A 19,011-nucleotide genomic window follows, 5' to 3' on the forward strand; every position below is an offset into this window, starting at 1 on the left:
ATCCTTTTCTGAAACTAGTATACCATAACTGAAAATAAATAAAAACTACTGCCAAGTATGACAATAGTTTTTACAAGATTAGTTCACCTCGACCACTTCAACCATATCTTTGCCAAGCAAAATCAGATATTTTTCAACCTTGTCTATCTGATAAGAACGGGATAAGGCTTCTGCATATAGAGATAATTGACCTCTATAACGTTCAATAAGTTGACTTGGATATTCATAATGATCTGTCTTGTAGTCAAAGAGAACAATTTTATCCTCATAGAGGAGATAACCATCTAAGATTCCACGAACAACAAAGTCTTCCTGACTCTTAACATCTCTTTTTAACATAGAGAAGGGTTGTTCTCGATATAGTTTATCTTGATTTGCAAGAATCTCTTGACCAAGAGCTGTATCAAAGAAAGACAAGATTTTATCAAGATTAACTTTATCTTTAACAGCTGAAGTTGCTTGAACTTGCTCCAAGGCTTCTGTCAAGATTTCCAAAGTAGGTTCTTTATCGAGATTGATTCGCTGCATGAGTTCATGCGTAGCACTACCAATTTCAGCTCCAGTGACTTTTTCTGTCTTGGAGAAGTCTGGAAGTTCAAACTGAATAGTATTTTCTTTTGGTTTACTTTGACCAGCTACTACTACACCTTCCATATCCATGACTGGTTCATAAAACTTCTTAATCTGACTCGGGGTCTGAACACTTGGGAGATTGATTGCTGCTCTGTGGATTTCATTGTATACTTCCACTTCTTTCAGCATTTGTAGAGCTTCCTTAATGGTATCAGACTGACGGTTGCTTGCCTGAGAAAGATCTTGGAGCTGGCTTTTAGTTTCCAATTTTCCAATAGCTTCTTCGGTTAGTTGTTCTTCACCTTCGAAGCGTACACTAAAATGCAAATCCTCTTTAGAAAATGCTTGATAAATCGCCCAAATCCAATCCTGGAAATTTTGAGCGTCTAGTCTAGTTTCTCGAGTCAAAAGACCTTTTCCATTTGTCGGAAATTCTTTAGACTCTAATTTTTCACGTGATCCTTTTCCAACTAGATAGAGTTTCTTCTCAGCACGTGTCATGGCTACATAGAGCAAACGCATGAGTTCAGAATAGCTTGCTAATTGGAGTTCTTCCTCATTTTGCGTATATGTTAAGCTTGGGATAGATAACTTAATCGTAGCCGGAACATATTCCTCTTTTGCATTTGTAGCGACTCTAGCTACATAATTTAACCCAATTCCATTTGTGCGACTGAGGATAACCTCAGACATAGTCTCCTTCTTGTTAAATTTTTGATCAATATTGAGGATAAAGACATAAGGAAATTCAAGCCCCTTACTTCTATGAATACTCATAAGCTCTACAGCATCCTTGGGTGGAGCAACAGTAACACTAGCAAGGTCGTGCTTGGCTTCCAAAACTTGATCAATCATAGCTATGAAACGTGATAAGCCTTTAAAATTACTTTTTTCAAATTGATCTGCACGTAAAGCAAGGGCGTAGAGGTTAGCCTGCCTAGCCTGACCATTAGGTAAAGCACCAACATAATCATAGTAGAAACGTTCGCTATATATTTTCCAAATAAGATCATAAAGCGAATGCGTTTTTGAGAACAAACGCCAAGAATTAACAGTTTCCAAGAAAAGGTTAAGCTTTTTATGGATTTCAGACTTAATTAAATCCTTATGAAGACTAGTTTTTGCTTGAGCATTGACTAGTTTTTCATAAAAGTTCTCTTGAACTTTATCCTCAGATTTTTGAAGTGCGAGACGTGCTAATTCATCCTCATCAAAGCTAAACATCGGAGACTTCATCAGAGCTACCAAAGCGAAGTCTTGCAGAGGATTATGGATGACACGAAGAGTATCCAACATAACCTGCACTTCTAAAGATTGCAAATAATTTTTTTCTGCATCGTCGGCCTTAACTGGAATCCCATATTCAGATAGAGCGAGCAGAACTTGATCATTGCGACTTCTAGCAGCAGTCAAGAGAGCAATGTCATTAAAAGGTACCCCTTTATCATTATGAAGTCTCAATATCTCCTTAATGACCATCCGCATTTCACCAGTCAGTTTGTTGGTTGAAAACTCCTCATCGTCCTCTTCCTTAGAATCACCGTCATCATACTTATCATACAAGAGCACTTCTGCCTTGTTCTCTAGATCTGGTTGTAAATCAGTATTACCGAAAACAAGCTGGTGCATACCATCATAAGTAATCTCTCCAACTTCCTCGTCCATAAGATGCTTAAAGACGTCATTTGTAGCATCTAGAACTTCTGAACTACTACGGAAGTTTTCCTTAAGGAGTATTAACTGACCTTCTTTGCTATCTTGAGCAAAGCTGTGGAATTTTTCATTGAAGATTTGAGGATCTGCCTGTCTGAAACGATAAATAGACTGCTTAATATCTCCAACCATAAAACGGTTATGGCCGTTCGAGAGAAGTTCCAACATCCTCTCCTGGATATGGTTGGTATCTTGGTATTCATCGACCATGACTTCGTGGAAGCGTTCTTGATATTCTTGTCGAACTTGAGGGAAGTTTTCTAAGATTTCAATGGTATAGTGGCTAATATCCGCAAATTCAAAGGCATTTTCTTCGCGCTTACGTTGTCGATAAGCATCAACAAAATCACTCATGAAAACTTGGAAAGTCTTTGCCAAGTCCCAAGATTCTTGATGATAATCTTCTTGGAATTTTAGTAACGTAATTTCGTTTTGAAGAGAGTTTAGTTTTTTAAATTTTGCTTTTCTTTCTTCATTATAGGCCTCTCTTAAAATTTTAAGGTCAGCATTTTTATTACGATTGACAAGACCATTACCAATATTATTTACAATTCTATCAAGAACTTCCTGACATTGTTTAAAATTCGATTCAGGCGTTAAAGCACCGATTTCATCAAGAACTTGTTGAACAGCCTTTAAATACGCTGCTTTACCGAATTCCTTTGCATCATTTTCCAAATGATGACGGAAAAAACTTTCTAAATCCCATAGTTTTTCTTTTATAGGAGCTGCGAGTTTTTCTTTGGCAACTGTAAAATCAGCCTTCTCAAAGCCATTTAGAAAGGAGTCTTCTAGCCAAGCCTGAGGATTACTTGTAGATTGCAAAAAGTCATAAATCATATAGACCTGTTTACGCAAACCACGCGCATCCTTGCTTTTATCAGCAAAGTTCTTAACCAATCGACTAAATTTATCTCCTTCTTTGCCTTGATAATGACTTTCAAAAATTTGTCGAAAAACTTCATTTTTTAAGAGGAGTTGCTCACTTTCATTCTCAAGAATCCGAAAGTTAGGAGATAGATTAAGGAGATAGCCATGCTTGGTCAGGAATTTTTGCGTAAAAGAGTCCATGGTTCCAATCGCAGCGTTTGGTAAATCAGCTAATTGTCTTCCGAGGTGTTTTTTTAGTTCCAGATCTTGAGTCTCTTGGATTTGTTGACTGATTTTCTTTTCCAAGCGTTCTTTTAACTCAGTTGCAGCCTTAACGGTAAAGGTTGAGATAAAGAGTTGGCGAATTTCTACACCACGCGCTAACTGGTCGAAAATGCGTTCAGCTATGACGAAGGTTTTCCCCGAACCAGCAGAGGCCGACACTAGAATATTTTGACCAGAACTATAGATCGCTTGAATTTGCTCAGCAGTTTTCTTTGGTTTCTTGTCAGATTTAGCTTCTGCTACTTGCAACTCTTCAATCTCTTCTTGGGATAAAAATTTCATCGCTCCAACTCCTCTCTGATTTTATTAAACCATGCTTCCTTGTCATTGCTCTTAGCTACCTTGTCTAACAATCTAGCATGACCTAGATGATAATTAGCTTCAAAACCTGTAATAGACTGATATTGCTGAACATAGGGCGCAATGCTTCTACCGTTTTCTGTATATGGATTGATAGCAAATTGACCAGATAAAATCTTCTCTGCTGCCTTTTTGTAGATAAGGGCATTATAGTCTAGTAATAATTGGAATTCTTCATCAGATAACTGATATGTCTTGTTTTTATTGTAAAACTCTCCAAGGTGTTGCATCTCTTTTTCGAGAAAGAGACCTTGGTATTTCATGCTCTTATTGGTTTCAGTTACTGCTTTTGAAAGTGTTTTAACAGTTTGTAATGACTGTGTTGGTTCAGACATTTCTAAGTACATAGCACCGAAGAAGTCTTTATTTCCTTCTTTCTTAAGAGCAGCTAGATAGGTTGGTAATTGCGAGTTAAGACCATTATAAAACATAGGGAACTTGAACTGAGTCAAAGAAGACTTATAATCTACAACACCAATAGCATCACTGGTCTTCAAACGGTCAATGCGGTCTACCTTACCACGAACATAGACATTTCGACCGTTATCTAACTGAACAAAGGCTTGTTCCTTACCACCAAAGACTGCCTCTTCCTGAATCGTTTCAATCTCAGAATTGTGACGAAGGATGTGACCAGTTGCACGCGCAACATCCAAAAGAACTTCCTTGGTGAATTGAGCTTCTAAACTTTCTTGATAAATAGCTTGAAAGTCTCTTTCTTGACTAGTTTCTGAGATGGCCTGTTCTAAACGTCGGTCAAAAGATGTATCAGCAGGAAGTTTCATGGCACGTTCAAAAATACGATGCAAGAAATTCCCGTGACTTCTAGCGTCAGGTTTTAATCGCAATTCTTCCTGTAAGCCCAATACATATCGGAGGTAATAGCTGTATTCATTTCGATAAAAATCCGTTAATCCAGAAGTTGATAGGTAAAAATCCTGATCTTTCGGATACAAGGCTTCCAAAGTTTCAGTATTAAGAGTTTTACTTTTTGGACTTGTCGGTAGGACTGGATTTTCTAAACCTTGGTCTTCTAATTTTCTCCCCATGACACGAGCTAAAACTTTGACAAAGGTTAAGTCTTGGTCACTTGAAGTGGATTCGCTTTGTTGATGATAGGCAACGAGACTAGACAAAAGACTGTGATAAGAACCAATATCATCCTTTGTTAGATTCTTTCGGTCAATTCTCTTTTCAATCTTGTTAAAACCAAAATCCTGTAATTCTTTCAGATAAACCGACTCTTTACTTTCTTTTTCATTTAGTAAACTTGGCGCTGACAAGACCAATTGCTCCCTAGCAGAGTTGAGCAAAGAAAGCATGGTATAGCGGTTCTTCTTAAGATTTTCCTGGCTAGCAATCATCAATTGTGAACCTTCTTGAGTCACTTGATTCAAGGTTTCTCTTTCTTCATCGCTCAACAAACTGGTATTTTGGCTGATTTTTGGCAAGTTGTTCTGACTTAAACCAAGCGCATAGATATAATCGGATGTCAACGGTGAAATCAAATCATAACTCTGCACCAGAACAGTATCTACCGTTGCTGGAATTGTACGATAATTGGACAAAGACATACCCGAATGAAGAAGTGCCAAGAAATCATCTAAAGTGACCTGAGAACCTCCAAATACAGTTGCAAATTGCTCCATTACGTGGCAAAATGCTTTCCAAACCTCCTCTTGTCTTTCTTGTTCTGCCACTTCCATTGTTTCAGATAAGGTTTGTAACTGCTTGGTCAAATGAGCATCCTTCAAAAAGTTCTTCCATTTTGCAAGGATATTTTCAGCCTTTTGTTTACGACTGGATAATAGAATTTCTAGTGGGCTTACAATGCGAACACGAAGCTCATTTAATTTGACCAAATCAAATTTTTCACGATGGTTTTTCGTAAATTCTTGTTTAAAGTTAGACAGACCATCAATTCCTAAATAACGGAGATATTGTTCAAGGCTATCAATTTCCTCTTGGTTTAGGTCTGTATACAAGCCAGTGCGAAGGAGATTAATCAAATCTTCCTGACGGAAATAGTACCGTTTGAGACGTCCCACAGATTCTACAAATTGAGTCAAAGGATGATGAGCCATAGACTCACTCCTACCTAGATAAAAAGGAATCTGATATTGATTAAAAATTGTCTGCAGGGACAGTTTATAAGACTCTACATCTCCTAGTAGGATACGAAAATTCTTATAGCTCAGTTCTGAGTCATGGTGCAATTTTTGGCGGATACTACGAGCAACTAACTCCAACTCTTCTTTTTGTGTCAGACAGGACCAAATTTGTAAATCTTGTCTATCTTCATCATTCACGTCTAAATTAATTTCGGAATAATCATAAGCACTTTCCAGTAATTTTGAGGCTTTAGCAAAGGCATCAAGTTTCTTATGGTCTTGACAGGCATTTTCTGCCTTGGTCTGGTATTTAAAGGCTAAATGATGCAAAAATTCAACACTGGCTTGATAGAGATTCCCTTCAGTAAATGGACTTGTATAAGCTTTTTTAGTCGCATACACGCCAATGATAATCTCAAGACCCTTACGATGAAGCAAATCCACTAGGTGTTCTTCTTCTGAAGAGAAGCGAGTAAAACCATCAATAACTAGGGCAATCTTACTAAAATCACTACTTACCTTATCCTCTTCAATAGCATCAATCAGATAGGTTAATGAACTCCCTTGCGAAACTTGACCTTGATTGAGATAAGCTGTTACCTTTTCAAAAATCAAGAGTAAATCAGAACGTTTATCAGCGTCAGATAGACTTTCTAAATCCAAAAAGCTCATCTTAGCAGTTGTCATTTCGTGATAAATCTCAATTAGTTGCTGGATGAATTGCGGATCTTGCTTAATAGCCCCGTAAACACGCAAATCCTTAGCGTCTATCTCAGACAAACATTTATAAAAAGCCATACCCAGACCAATATCATCGAGACTTGACTTCGCGGGTATATCGTTTAAAACCAGATAACGAGCCATTTGTGCGAAGCGCGTGACTGTAATCGCAAAAGAAGCCTGCTGACTCAAGCACTCCAGCACGGCACGTTCCTTTTCAAAAGAAAGAGAGTTCGGGGCGATATAAAAGACTCGTTTTCCTTGGTCAACTAGTCCTTGAGCCTCCTTGGTTAGGATTTCTGTCAAAGAAGTCCGAGTATCGGTATAAAGTAGTTTCATCTCTGCCTCATTTGTTTTTGTCATTACCTTTTATTATATCATTTTTTAAGTCAAAACAGATTGATATAAAGCCCTTATTTTAACCTGTCCCATATCAAAAAAGTCGGAATAAACTCCGACTTTTTAATATTTACCTAGAATGAAACAAGAGTACCAATAATTCCCAAAATGCAGCAATGTTGATCATGATATGGAGCAAAATAGGATAATAGAGAGAGTGAGTTTTTCGGTAGAGGAATGCATAAATTGCTCCTCCGCTTGCATAGGTGAAAAAGGCAAGTGGTGTTATACCATCAGAAACATGCACATAGCCAAAGATACAGGCTGATAGTAAAACATCTCCATACCAAGGTGAATCTTTCAAAAATGTATTCATGAGAACTCCTCGATAAACCAATTCTTCTGTAATTGGTCCTAGCAGACAAGTAACAAGCAATAAATATAGTAACTCTTGTCTCCCTGTCATCTCAACTAATTCATTTAAAGCCATTTGATTGGACGTTGCTGGGGTTAAAAAGGAAAACACAATACCTGAAAGATGATTGACTCCATAAGCAAGAAGCAAATAAACTGGATATCTCCATTTCCACTTCAACTCAAGAATTTTCCTACCTTCGAATACTAATAAATAAAGAATAGCTATAAAAGTAACGATGAGCTCTAAAAAAGCAAGAATTTGAAAAAATTCTCTACTAGCAGGTACAAGCCTACCTGCAAAATGATTAAAAATCCACCAAAACCAAGTCTTCCTATAAATGATTACCAATAAGGCTAGTAAAATCTGTACTACTCTTTTTTTCATTCCAAGTCCTCTGCTTTTTATACTTTACACTATAATATTAAATGCATCGCAAATTTAGTATATCATATTTTTGTTATCTATCTAGTAAAAATCCTAAAAAGAAATAGCATTTCTCCTTACTTTAGCCTTATTTGCCTCAAAATATGCTATAATATAGGCAAAACACGAGAAAGGGAAATACTATGATTAAACTACTTGCTCTTGATATAGACGGTACTCTACTTAACGAAGCCAAAGAAATCCCTCAAACTCATATTGATGCTATTCATAAAGCTATCGACAAAGGTGTCAAACTGGTTCTCTGTACTGGACGACCTCTCTTTGGAGTTCTTCCCTACTACAAGAAACTCGGTTTAGATACGGATAATGAATACGTTATTGTCAATAATGGTTGTTCTACCCACCAAACCAGTGACTGGAATCTTGTTGACTGGCGGGAACTTAGCAAATCTGACATCGAATACCTCAATGACCTTGCTGAAAAGAGTAAGGTTCAGTTGACTCTCTTTGATGAGGAACACTACTTCGTTCTCGGAGGCAAACCAAATCCTATCGTTCAATATGATGCTACACTTGTTTTTGCTGACCTGACTGAAATCACACTAGAGGAAGCTACCAGCGGTAAATATCGTATGTTCCAGGGAATGTTTTTAGGGACAAAAGAACAGACAGATGACTTTGAACAACGATTTGCCGATGAACTTTGTCAGAGATTTAGCGGTGTTCGTTCTCAGCCTGTTATCTATGAGGCAATGCCACACGGTACAACCAAGGCTTCTGCTCTTTCTCGTTTGGCTGATATTTTAGATATCCAACCTTCTGAAATCATTGCTATGGGTGATGCCAATAACGACATTGAGATGTTAGAGTTTGCTGGGCTGGGTATCGCCATGGGAAATGCCAGCGACCACGTCAAATCTCTCGCAGATGCAGTAACTGCTAGCAATGAAGAAGATGGGGTTGCACGAGCTATTGAGAAATATATTTTGTAGAAAATAAGCCCAGTCAACTAGTATTTCTAGCCAACTGGGCTTTTAATTTTTTTAAAATTTAAAAACTTTAGAAACTCTTTAGAAATGCTTGACGATTCTTTGATATCTATGCTTTATACTAGAGTTATAAAAATAAAACATCTTAAAGATTAAAGGAGAAAACTATGAAAACAGTCCTCGAAATCCATGGCTTGTCCAAACAATTTGGCAAACAACCTATTCTACAAGATCTTAGTCTCTCAGTTAAAGAAGGAGATATCTATGGACTTATCGGAAAAAATGGTGCTGGTAAGACAACTCTGATTAAAATCATTACCCAATTATTATCTGCTGATCATGGAACTATTTCCCTATTTTCTAGTCAAGGATACAAGGAGTGCACAAAAGCCCTATCCCGAGTAGGTTCAGTCATTGAATCTCCAGTAGCTCATAATCATTTAACAGCCTATCAAAATCTTAAATATTATTGTACTATTCGACATATCCCAAATGCTGATCAAGTCATTCAGGAAACATTAAAGTATGTAGGTTTAACAGATACAGGTAGAAAAGTTTTTCGAGATTTCTCTCTTGGGATGAAACAACGTCTAGGTATTGCCATTGCTCTCCTATCAAAACCAGACTTTCTCATCCTTGATGAACCCATCAATGGACTCGACCCAATTGGTATCAAAGAGTTTCGTCAAATGATTCAACGGCTGAATCAAGAGAAAGGAATAACCATTCTCATCTCTAGTCATATCTTGTCAGAACTCTATCTTGTTGCCAATCGCTTTGGAATTCTGGACCAAGGAAAGATCATTCGAGAAATCAGTAAGGCCGAATTTGAGACCCTAAATGAAGACTATATCGTCCTGAAAACAAGTGAAAAAGAAAAAGCTAGTCAAATCTTAAAAGACAAAGTGCATCTTGAATTTAAAGTTGTTAATTCAGATAATGAGATTCATATTTTTGGCCATGAACAAGATGTCAAACGAATTCTCAAAGAACTTACTCTAGAAGATGTCGCTGTTGATGAGATTTACTATGCTCGTCAAAATCTTGAAGAATATTTCACACAATTAGTAAAATAGGAGGAAAACCATGATACATACAATTCAAGCAGACTTTTACCGTCTTTTCCGTTCCAAAGGATTTTGGATTACAGAGCTCGTTCTCTTTGCACTCATGTTAATGGGGGCTACTTTCGGAGCTACAGGACAGATCATATCCGTCAGTACAAGTACAAACGCAGAAACCGAACTGCCAAGCAAGGGATGGGATGGTATACAAGCCCTTATTAACACCTCTAGCAATAGCTCAAACCTAGTTTTCCTCTGTATTATCCTTGCTTGCCTAGTTCTAGGAGTTGATCTTATCGGAAAACTCTATAAAAACAGTTTGACAGTGGGTGTTTCTCGCACAGAATTCTTCCTAGCCAAGTCTGTAGTATTAGCAAGTATCGCTCTAATGCAAATTCTTGTTAGCCTAGTTATTGCTTTCGTACCAGCGACTATCCTAAACGGTCTTGGTACGATGCCAGAAGGATTTATTGGCAATCTCCTTCTAACAATTTCTCTTCAATTTCTCTGCATTCTAGCTTGGCTATCTATTGTTTCCTTCATTCTCTATGTGACTCATTCTTATTTGGCTGTTTTCATTGGCTATTTAATCAGTTCTACCTTACTTTCAATGCCAATGCTTATCTTTCCAGATATCGAGATTTTGCGCTATTTATCCTTGAACTTTTCCTATGCCATGACTGACTATAGCCAGGCCATTCTATATACCGTTATCGTTACTGTAACCATTATTCTACTCTTTACCATCAGTGGACTTGCTATTTTCAAGAAGAAAAGCTTATAAAAATGACCTCCTCTATTCAAAAAGAGGAGGTTTTTTGTTTTAAAAGAGAATCTTAACTGTAAACCAAGCACTATCTGTACTTAGTTGTAGTTCTGCTCCAAGGAGATGAGATAGTTCTTCAGTAATATAAAGACCTAAACCAGAGGATTCTTCTGTATCTGAGAGGTTTTCAGAGTAAAATCGTTGACTGAGATTTTCAATTTTACGAATCGGTTGTTTGACAAGATTAGCAATTTCCAAACAAATGTGATTGTCCACTTCCTTCAAAGAAAATCTTGCTTCATCCTTACCATGTTTTAGAACATTACCAATGAGATTTTGTAACATACGGTCTAATAAATCTGAATCAGTCAGCAAATACAAACTAGGTTCCACTTGTAAATCAAGGTTAATCTTTGCCGTCTGAAATGAATCATAATAGGTCAGCAGTTTTTGCGTCATAAATGTCGAGACTTCTAACTCAGATAAGTCAGGTTTTACTGCTCCCTCCATTAACCGACGATAGTCCAAAAGAGCCTCTAGCCGTTTTGAAACTTGATTGAGATGATAGGAAATTTTTTTCAAACTCTCAGACTCAGGATTTTCTGTTTTAAGCAATTGCTGAGTATAACCTGACGCAATCGTTAAAGGTGTCCGAATATCGTGGGCAATATTGCTAATAGCCATGTCTAAAGTCTGTTTTTCACGATTCATAATCAACCGTGACTGCTCAACTTCTTGAAAAAGATGATTAATTTGCTGGTAAAGATTTAAAAAATCCTTGGAGAACGTTGATACTCCAATTCTTTTCATGCTTCCAGTAAGAATCTTATCTTCGATTTCTTGACTCAAGTTTACAAGTGCTAGATGGTAGCGAATCAACCATATCATCAATACAATGATAACCATTAGTAGCAAAGATAATAAAATGTAGATCATTGCTCTTCTCCTTTTAACCGAACACCAACTCCCCAGATAGTTTCAATATACTCTTGCTCTGGATCCAGTTGGCCTAATTTTTTACGGAGATTACTTAAATGAGTGTTGAGAGTATTGTCGCCTGGTAAATAAGTATCCTCCCAGACCAACTCATAGAGTTCTTCTTTCGTAAAAATTTTCTTAGGATGTCCCAGTAAGGTTTGGAGAATCAAACATTCTTTCTTAGCTAGGCGAATAGTTTCCTGGCTATTCTTGATTTCAAAACTATCTGCATCAAATTGAATATTTTTTAACTGTTGAATCAACTTGTCAGGATTTTCGATTTCAACTGGTTGCTTATCACTTTTTTGACGTAATTGTACCGTAACTCTCGCAAAAACTTCATCTAAATCAAAAGGCTTTACAATATAATCATTGGCACCATCTAAGAGATATTGGCTGATGAGCTTCTTATCACTTAGGGCAGTTAGCATGATGACGGGAACTGAGCTATCTTTTCTAACGGCTTTTAAAACTTGATCGCCATTTTTGCCTGGAAGCATAATATCTAGCAAGATTAGATCAATGTTGCCTTGCTCAAATCGAATCATTCCTTCAGTACCAGAAAAAGCTTGAATCACCTCATGTTCCTTAGAAAGAAGAGTTTTCAAAATTTCCTGGATCTCATTATTATCTTCAATGATAAGTATTCTAGCCATAAACACCAACCTTTCTAATAGTATTATATCATGTTTTTTTAGGAATTTCGGATAAAGAAAATCTCTCCTTCATACTTAAGTACGAAGAAGAGTACACTCTAAATATTAAATTAAAGCAGTCAATGCAGTTATAGTCCCTAAAATTATCCCAGGGATATTTGCTGCAACAATAGGGATATCTCTCTCTTCCTTAAAGAAGCCATAGTAACTCCAGAGGCAACAGTTTAAAGCTGCAACTGCTGGTTGGATAAAATTCCCCTTATGACCTGCTAGATTATCTAAAATTTGTGGAATATAAGAAACATACATCATAATGGACATAAAAGTTGCAATCCAACCAACGATTTTCATTTGTTTTTCAGACATTTATTCTCCTTTTTCTGTCTAACTATATCTTTTTAACATATTTGACTTAAGCTTTTTTCTCAATCGGTGCTACACTAGCCAAAAGTTTTTTCAAACCGACTTCTGGGAAATTGATTTTTAATTCCTGTGTTGAGCCACTACCTGATACTTCAAGAACAGTTCCTTCACCCCATTTTTTATGAAGAGCAATATCGCCGATAGACCAGCTAGTTTCACTGGAAGTCGATTTACTATTAGATGCAAATTGTCCAAATGGTAAACCACTTGATTGGATAGATGTGGGCGCAGTATTGCGTTTACGCTCTTGAAAAGCCTGAGCCAGACTCATTCCTTGACCAAATGTAGTACCACCACTACTATATGACGCTTTAAAGCTTGTATTTGTCGGACGAGCCAAACCTTGATAGGTCAACAAATCTGAACTAATCTCGTTGATAAAACGGGTCGGACGATTGTAACTTGTACGCCCGAAAAACAAGCGAGAGTTGGCGTTGGTTAGATAGAGAATTTTCTCGGCGCGCGTGATTCCTACATAGGCCAAACGACGTTCTTCTTCCAATTCATCTGGATCTTCAGAGGCACGACTAAGCGGAAAGACATTCTCCTCCATACCGATAATAAAGACAACTGGAAACTCGAGTCCTTTGGCAGCGTGTAAGGTCATTAAGGTTACTTCTGACGTCTCCTGACTACCAGAGTCAGTATCTGCAATCAAAGCAAGATCATTCAAGAAACGACTAAGTTTATCTAGTCCTGTTTCCTCTTCTTGGCTTTCAGGATTGTCATCGAAGTTTTTGGTAACAGAGAGGAATTCCTCGATATTTTCAATCCGAGCCTTGCTCTCCAATGTTGCTTGAGCATTCAGAATATCAACGTAGCCTGTTTTTTCTAATACTGCTTCTACTAACTCTGTAATAGTTAGTCGGTTCAGTTGCTCCCGCAAATCCAGAATCATATTGGCAAAATCCCAAATAGACTGAGCTGCTTTTCCTTTGATTCCTGATAACATGATATTTGCTGAAGCATCTAGCATGGACATTTCTTGCATGTTCGCAAAGTCACGAATCTTCTCAACAGTTCCTGGACCAATACCACGTTTTGGTTCGTTGATAATGCGTTCAAAACTGATATTGTCGCTCAAATTTGCAATGACGTTAAGATAAGCAATGATATCACGAATTTCCTTACGGCTATAGAATTTCGTTCCACCAACCATTGTATACGGAATATTTGACTTAAGCAAAGCTTCCTCAATAGTACGTGATTGGGCATTGGTACGATAAAGAACTGCGAAATCTTTATGAAGGAAGTTGTGAGTGCGACCAAGTTCATCGATGGTTTTGGCTACAAAGACAGCCTCATCCTGTTCGTTGTTTGCACGGTAATAAATAATCTGTTCCCCATCAGCATTTTGGGTCCAGAGATTTTTCGGACGACGATTTTTATTGTTTTTAATAACATCATTAGCCGCTTGGAGGATGGTTTTGGTAGAACGATAATTTTCCTCCAGTAAAACAACCTTGGCATCTGGATAATCTTTTTCAAAATCAAGGATATTCTGCATATCAGCACCACGCCATCCGTAGATAGACTGGTCCGCATCCCCAACAACACATATATTTTTAAAGCGAGAAGCCAACAGTTTAACGAGTTGATACTGGGCATGGTTGGTATCTTGGTACTCATCAACATGGATATATTGGAACTTTTGCTGGTAATAGGTCAAGACATCAGGATTTTGATCAAAGAGACGCAAGGTCAACATAATCAAATCATCAAAGTCAACAGATTCTGACTGACGAAGTTCTTTTTGGTAGGCGGCATAACACTTAGCAACAATATTTGTATACAAGTCTCCTGCTTGAGAAGCGTAAGCCTCATCATCTATCAAATCATTCTTGGCATTAGAAATGGTCCCCAAAATAGAGCGTTCATTCCATTTTTTAGGATCCAAGTTTAACTGCTTGAGAATTCGTTTCATCAATGTTCGCTGCTCACCTGGATCGATAATGGTAAAGTTACGATTATAGCCGATATGGTCTGCATCACGACGTAAGATACGAACACACATAGAGTGAAAAGTCGCAATCAAACAATCCTGTGTAGCTGGATTTAGTCCATAGGCACGTTCTTTCATTTCACGAGCAGCTTTATTGGTAAAGGTAATGGCTAAAATATTCCAGGGATTAACCATCTTTTCATCAATTAAGTAGGCAATACGATGGGTCAAAACTCGTGTCTTACCAGAACCAGCCCCCGCCATGATCAGCAGTGGACCTTCTGTTGTTTGGACCGCTTCAGCCTGTCGGTCATTCATACCGTTTAATAAAGGGTTCATTTTCTCTTCTTATTCCTATTCTTCAAATCAATGTTTCTATTATATCAAAAAAGACTGAAAATAACTCTATCAGAGACAAGCTTCCTTTTTTCCTAAAAAAAGAACACTAACAAGTGTTCTTTTTATATTAATCATGAATAGATTGTAAAAGTGTCAACAAGGCTTGAGCCGATCTGCGTCCTGCTTCTACGATAAATTCATCAAATGAAATAGAAGCTTCGTGATTAGCATTATCACTCATGGCACGGACAACTAAGAAAGGTAGATTAAGCGCGTGAGCTGCTTGAGCGATAGCCGATCCTTCCATCTCAACCGCAAGCACCTGAGGAAAATGTTCTTTTATAGCTTTAATCTTATCTTCACCCGCAATAAAACTATCACCGGTAGCAATCAAACCTAAATGCCATTTTTGGTTAAGTTTAGACAAACTCTCTTGAATTAAGCTAACAAACTTTTTATCTGTTTCAAAATAGAGTGGTTGTTGGGCCATCTGACCGTATTCATAACCAAAAGCAGTCACATCGACATCATGATAGACTAGCTTTTCAGCAATCACTACATCACCTACTGAAATGCCTTCAGCCAAGGCACCGGCCGAACCTGTATTGATAACAGCATCTACTTTAAAGTGATTAGCTAAGATTGCTACACTCATAGCAGACATAACTTTACCAATTCCACTCTCGACCAAGACAAGCTCGACTGAACCAATTTTACCTGTATGATACTTATTTCCTAATACCGTCTCTTCTTGAGCGTTTTCTAAATGTTGAATCAGATAAACTAGCTCTTCTGGCATAGCTGCTATAATTCCAATTTTCATGATAGTCCCCTTAAATAAATCTCATTGCTAAAACTAGCAAAATCAAGAGTAAAATAACAGCAAAAAGAATCTTATTCAACTTAGAATTAAAGACGTTTCTCTTAGTATTTTCAATTCGACGGCTCTTATGAATTGAAGGCTCGACTTCAATTGTTAAAGTTTCCTGACTAAAACCATGATCTTTAGAATGATTGTAGGAAACACCTCGAGAAGAAGTCGGTAGAATCTTTGTCTCCTCGCTATCCAGCAAGGGAGTACCTGAGATGTCCTCTCCTCGATTAGCTCTTTCAATCATTTCATCAGTCAATAAAGGTTTTCCCATGGGTTCCTCCTCTATTTTTCTTGTAATTCCCAGTACTGGATTGCCATAATAGTCTTAGCATCACAGATATGACCAGACTGGATAAGTGCTTTTGCTTCTTCTAAACTAACTTCTAATAGTTCCAAGGTTTCATCTTCGTCTTGAGGACGTGGATTATCGACCTTGGTTAAGTCACTAGCTAGATATAATCTTAGTCTTTCATTACAAAAACCAATTGCTGAATAAAAATCATGCAAAAGACTTAATTTCCCTGTGTAAGCTGCTTCTTCTTCTAATTCACGAAGAGCAGCAGATTCAGGATCTGCGTTTTCACCAACTTCTAGTTTTCCTGCAGGAATTTCGTAAGAAATTTTTTCAATTGCCTTACGATATTGTTTAACCAAGACAATTTTATTTTCTGCAGTAACAGCTAAGATACAGACTGCACCATTATGAAAAATCAAGTCTCGCTGAGCAGTTCCCTTCCCAGAAGGTAATTGAACTTGGTCCTGAACTAGCTGGAAAATTGGCCCTTTATAAATTTCTTTTCGACTAAGTGTCTTTTCTTCGAATTCCATTAGAAACTCCTATTTATTCTTAGGGTGATGAGGTAAACGAGTTGCAAGTTTTTCTTTGTTAGCTTGACGTCCACGTCCAATTGCTACAGCATCTGTTGGTACATCCTTGGTAATAGTTGAACCAGCGCCTACTAGTGAATTGTCTCCAAGTTCTACAGGTGCAATGATGGTTGAATTCGAACCAACAAATACATTGTCTCCAATAATAGTCTTATATTTCTTTTGACCATCATAATTGACAGTAATGGTACCAGCACCAATGTTTACATCTTTTCCAATCTCACTGTTTCCAATGTAGGTTAAATGTCCTGACTTAGTATTTTCACCGATGCTAGAACCTTTGACTTCAACAAAGTTCCCGATGTGCACATTCTTATCAAGGTTTGACCCTGGACGAATATGAGCATACGGACCTACAGTTACACCATCAGCTAAGGTACTTTCTTCAATAGTAGAGTTGGTAATTACAGCTCCTGAACCAATAGTACTATCCACGATGTAGGTACCATTAGTAAGAATGGTTTCAGCGCCAACCTTACTAGTTCCTTTAAGAGTTACATTAGCTTCAATTTGAACTTCTGGAGCAATTTCAACGTCAATATCAATATAGGTGGCTTCAGGATTTACAAAACTAACACCATTGACCATATGGGCTTGGTTAATACGACGGCGCATTACAGCTTCAGCAGTTGCAAGAGCAACACGATCATTGACACCGAGACTCTCATCAAAGTCTTTTAATGTATAAGCACCGACTTTTTCTCCAGCTTCACGGAAAATACCAATTACATCCGTAATGTAATACTCTCCCTGGGCATTATCAGTATTGATGTTTTTTAGAGCTTCAAAAAGACGCGCATTATCAAAAACGTAAGTTCCTGTATTGATTTCTTTAATTTGTTTTTCAAAATCACTAGCATCTTTTTGCTCAACAATTCTTAACACTTCAGCATTTTCATTGCGTACAATACGTCCATAACCAAATGGATTATCCGCTTCAGCAGTTAAAATCGTAGCTACATTTTTGTGATTCACATGGAAATCAATCAAGTTTTTCAAGCTCTCACCAGTAATCAAAGGAGTATCACCAGCAATAACTAAAGTTTGTCCAGCCAAACCTTCTAGGATTGGCTCAGCCATCATTACTGCGTGACCAGTTCCTAATTGTTCTGTCTGTCTCACAAAATCTGTTTGACCTGCTAAGACTTGTTCAACTAGATCTGCCTTATGTCCTACTACTGTAACTGTTTTTTCAGGATTAATTGCACCCACGCTACGGAAAACATGCTCAAGCATAGAAATCCCAGCAACCTTGTGCATGACTTTTGGAAGATCTGATTTCATGCGAGTACCTTTACCCGCTGCTAAAATAATTGCATAATTTGCCATATTTATCTCTTTTCTATAGAATTTCCATTACATTATACCATATTTTACCTCTTCAAACATAAAATTGGCTAAAACACATGGACACTTAATGCTTCAAACTGCCAGTTTTGAGTGTTTTTTTTGATTTTTTAACATATTTACGATAAACTAGAGGAGTATGAGAAAAAAAATTCATCCAGCTTTTGTTTTTACTATTCTAGCTGTGTTCATCGGGATTTTGATTATAAACCGACCAAAGTTTGAAGAACATCCTGTTAAAACTAAACCGAATCCAGTACAAGTAGAAAATCAAGCATTACACAATTTAGATAAACCTATAATCGATTTATCTGGTTGGCAAAGACCATCTGAAATAAATTATGATATTCTATCAAAGAATATTTCGGGTGCAATCGTTCGGGTTCATAGCGGAAATCAAATTACAACCGAGAACGATGCGTCATATACCAACGGTACAGATAAAGCTTATAAAAGCCATATAACAGAATTACAAAAAAGGAATATTCCTGTAGCAGTTTATGCTTATGTATCTGCGAAAAATGTTCAGGATATGGAAAAGGCAGCTGAGGCTTTCTACAACGCCGCATCTCCATATAATCCAAGTTACTATTGGCTCGATGTCGAAGAAAAAACCATGTCAGATATGAATAAAGGGGTCGAAGCTTTTCGTTCTAAACTAGCTGCCCTTGGCGCTAAAAACATTGGCATCTATATTGGAGTATACTTCATGCAAGAGCATAGTGTCAGCACTGATAACTTTACTGCTGTATGGATTCCAACTTATGGCACTGATTCAGGTTATTTTGAAAGTACTCCAGTGACAGAACTTGATTATGATCTTCACCAGTATACGTCTAAGGGAAGACTCGTTGGATTTGATCACCATTTAGATCTAAACATGATTTCTTTGAAAAAAAATAAAGAAGAAACATTTAGAAAACTATTTTTAAAACCTTAAATATATACTTCATAAAGCAAGTCAGATATTCC

At 37.4% G+C, this 19,011-nt stretch carries 15 protein-coding genes; 4 read left to right on the forward strand and 11 right to left on the reverse strand.

Annotated features, from left to right (window positions below; genetic code table 11):
* Window positions 1-78: 78 nt before the first annotated feature.
* The 3 genes from addA to QM847_RS01100 all read right to left on the reverse strand — a co-directional run bounded on the left by addA (window position 79) and on the right by QM847_RS01100 (window position 7,773).
* Window positions 79-3,723 (reverse strand): helicase-exonuclease AddAB subunit AddA, encoded by a 3,645-nt coding sequence (gene addA / locus QM847_RS01090; RefSeq protein ID WP_414353329.1) that lies wholly within the window; start codon window positions 3,721-3,723, stop codon window positions 79-81.
* Window positions 3,720-6,971 (reverse strand): ATP-dependent nuclease subunit B, encoded by a 3,252-nt coding sequence (gene rexB, locus QM847_RS01095; RefSeq protein ID WP_414353331.1) that lies wholly within the window; start codon window positions 6,969-6,971, stop codon window positions 3,720-3,722. The genes addA and rexB overlap by 4 nt, the downstream gene beginning before the upstream one ends.
* 130 nt (window positions 6,972-7,101) lie before the next feature.
* The gene (locus QM847_RS01100; protein ID WP_414353332.1) at window positions 7,102-7,773 is read right to left on the reverse strand and encodes a lysostaphin resistance A-like protein; all 672 of its coding nucleotides are present in this window, start codon (window positions 7,771-7,773) and stop codon (window positions 7,102-7,104) included.
* A 182-nt stretch (window positions 7,774-7,955) separates the two neighbouring features.
* Between QM847_RS01100 and QM847_RS01105 the strand changes: the two genes are divergently transcribed.
* The 3 genes from QM847_RS01105 (at window position 7,956) to QM847_RS01115 (ending at window position 10,610) form a co-directional block, all read left to right on the forward strand.
* Window positions 7,956-8,765, forward strand: a complete 810-nt coding sequence (locus tag QM847_RS01105) for a Cof-type HAD-IIB family hydrolase (RefSeq protein ID WP_414353333.1) — start codon at window positions 7,956-7,958, stop codon at window positions 8,763-8,765.
* A gap of 164 nt (window positions 8,766-8,929) precedes the next feature.
* Window positions 8,930-9,838 (forward strand): ATP-binding cassette domain-containing protein, encoded by a 909-nt coding sequence (locus QM847_RS01110; protein WP_414353334.1) that lies wholly within the window; start codon window positions 8,930-8,932, stop codon window positions 9,836-9,838.
* A gap of 10 nt (window positions 9,839-9,848) precedes the next feature.
* On the forward strand, window positions 9,849-10,610 hold the full coding sequence (locus tag QM847_RS01115; RefSeq protein ID WP_414353335.1) for an ABC transporter permease: 762 nt from the start codon (window positions 9,849-9,851) through the stop codon (window positions 10,608-10,610).
* 39 nt (window positions 10,611-10,649) lie between these two features.
* On the opposite strand, the gene QM847_RS01120 is transcribed toward QM847_RS01115, so the two are convergent.
* The 8 genes from QM847_RS01120 to glmU all read right to left on the reverse strand — a co-directional run bounded on the left by QM847_RS01120 (window position 10,650) and on the right by glmU (window position 18,021).
* Window positions 10,650-11,528 (reverse strand): sensor histidine kinase, encoded by an 879-nt coding sequence (locus tag QM847_RS01120; RefSeq protein WP_414353336.1) that lies wholly within the window; start codon window positions 11,526-11,528, stop codon window positions 10,650-10,652.
* Window positions 11,525-12,226: a response regulator transcription factor gene (locus tag QM847_RS01125; RefSeq protein ID WP_414353337.1), complete on the reverse strand. Its 702-nt coding sequence runs from the start codon at window positions 12,224-12,226 to the stop codon at window positions 11,525-11,527. The genes QM847_RS01120 and QM847_RS01125 overlap by 4 nt, the downstream gene beginning before the upstream one ends.
* 105 nt (window positions 12,227-12,331) lie before the next feature.
* The gene (locus QM847_RS01130; RefSeq protein ID WP_414353338.1) at window positions 12,332-12,592 is read right to left on the reverse strand and encodes a SemiSWEET family transporter; all 261 of its coding nucleotides are present in this window, start codon (window positions 12,590-12,592) and stop codon (window positions 12,332-12,334) included.
* Window positions 12,593-12,638: 46 nt separating this feature from the next.
* The gene (pcrA, locus tag QM847_RS01135) at window positions 12,639-14,930 is read right to left on the reverse strand and encodes a DNA helicase PcrA (protein ID WP_414353339.1); all 2,292 of its coding nucleotides are present in this window, start codon (window positions 14,928-14,930) and stop codon (window positions 12,639-12,641) included.
* Window positions 14,931-15,057: 127 nt separating this feature from the next.
* Complete coding sequence (locus QM847_RS01140; protein WP_414353340.1) at window positions 15,058-15,753, reverse strand: 5'-methylthioadenosine/adenosylhomocysteine nucleosidase; 696 nt, start codon at window positions 15,751-15,753, stop codon at window positions 15,058-15,060.
* Between the two features lie 10 nt (window positions 15,754-15,763).
* Complete coding sequence (macP, locus tag QM847_RS01145) at window positions 15,764-16,075, reverse strand: cell wall synthase accessory phosphoprotein MacP (RefSeq protein WP_414353342.1); 312 nt, start codon at window positions 16,073-16,075, stop codon at window positions 15,764-15,766.
* 11 nt (window positions 16,076-16,086) lie between these two features.
* Complete coding sequence (locus QM847_RS01150) at window positions 16,087-16,632, reverse strand: NUDIX hydrolase (RefSeq protein ID WP_414353344.1); 546 nt, start codon at window positions 16,630-16,632, stop codon at window positions 16,087-16,089.
* Between the two features lie 9 nt (window positions 16,633-16,641).
* Window positions 16,642-18,021, reverse strand: a complete 1,380-nt coding sequence (gene glmU / locus QM847_RS01155; protein WP_250307245.1) for a bifunctional UDP-N-acetylglucosamine diphosphorylase/glucosamine-1-phosphate N-acetyltransferase GlmU — start codon at window positions 18,019-18,021, stop codon at window positions 16,642-16,644.
* 157 nt (window positions 18,022-18,178) lie between these two features.
* Between glmU and QM847_RS01160 the strand changes: the two genes are divergently transcribed.
* Window positions 18,179-18,979 (forward strand): glycoside hydrolase family 25 protein, encoded by an 801-nt coding sequence (locus tag QM847_RS01160; protein ID WP_414353346.1) that lies wholly within the window; start codon window positions 18,179-18,181, stop codon window positions 18,977-18,979.
* Window positions 18,980-19,011: the final 32 nt, after the last annotated feature.

The sequence above is a fragment of the Streptococcus timonensis genome, assembly GCF_047463455.1.
Classification (GTDB): Bacteria; Bacillota; Bacilli; order Lactobacillales; family Streptococcaceae; genus Streptococcus; species Streptococcus timonensis_B.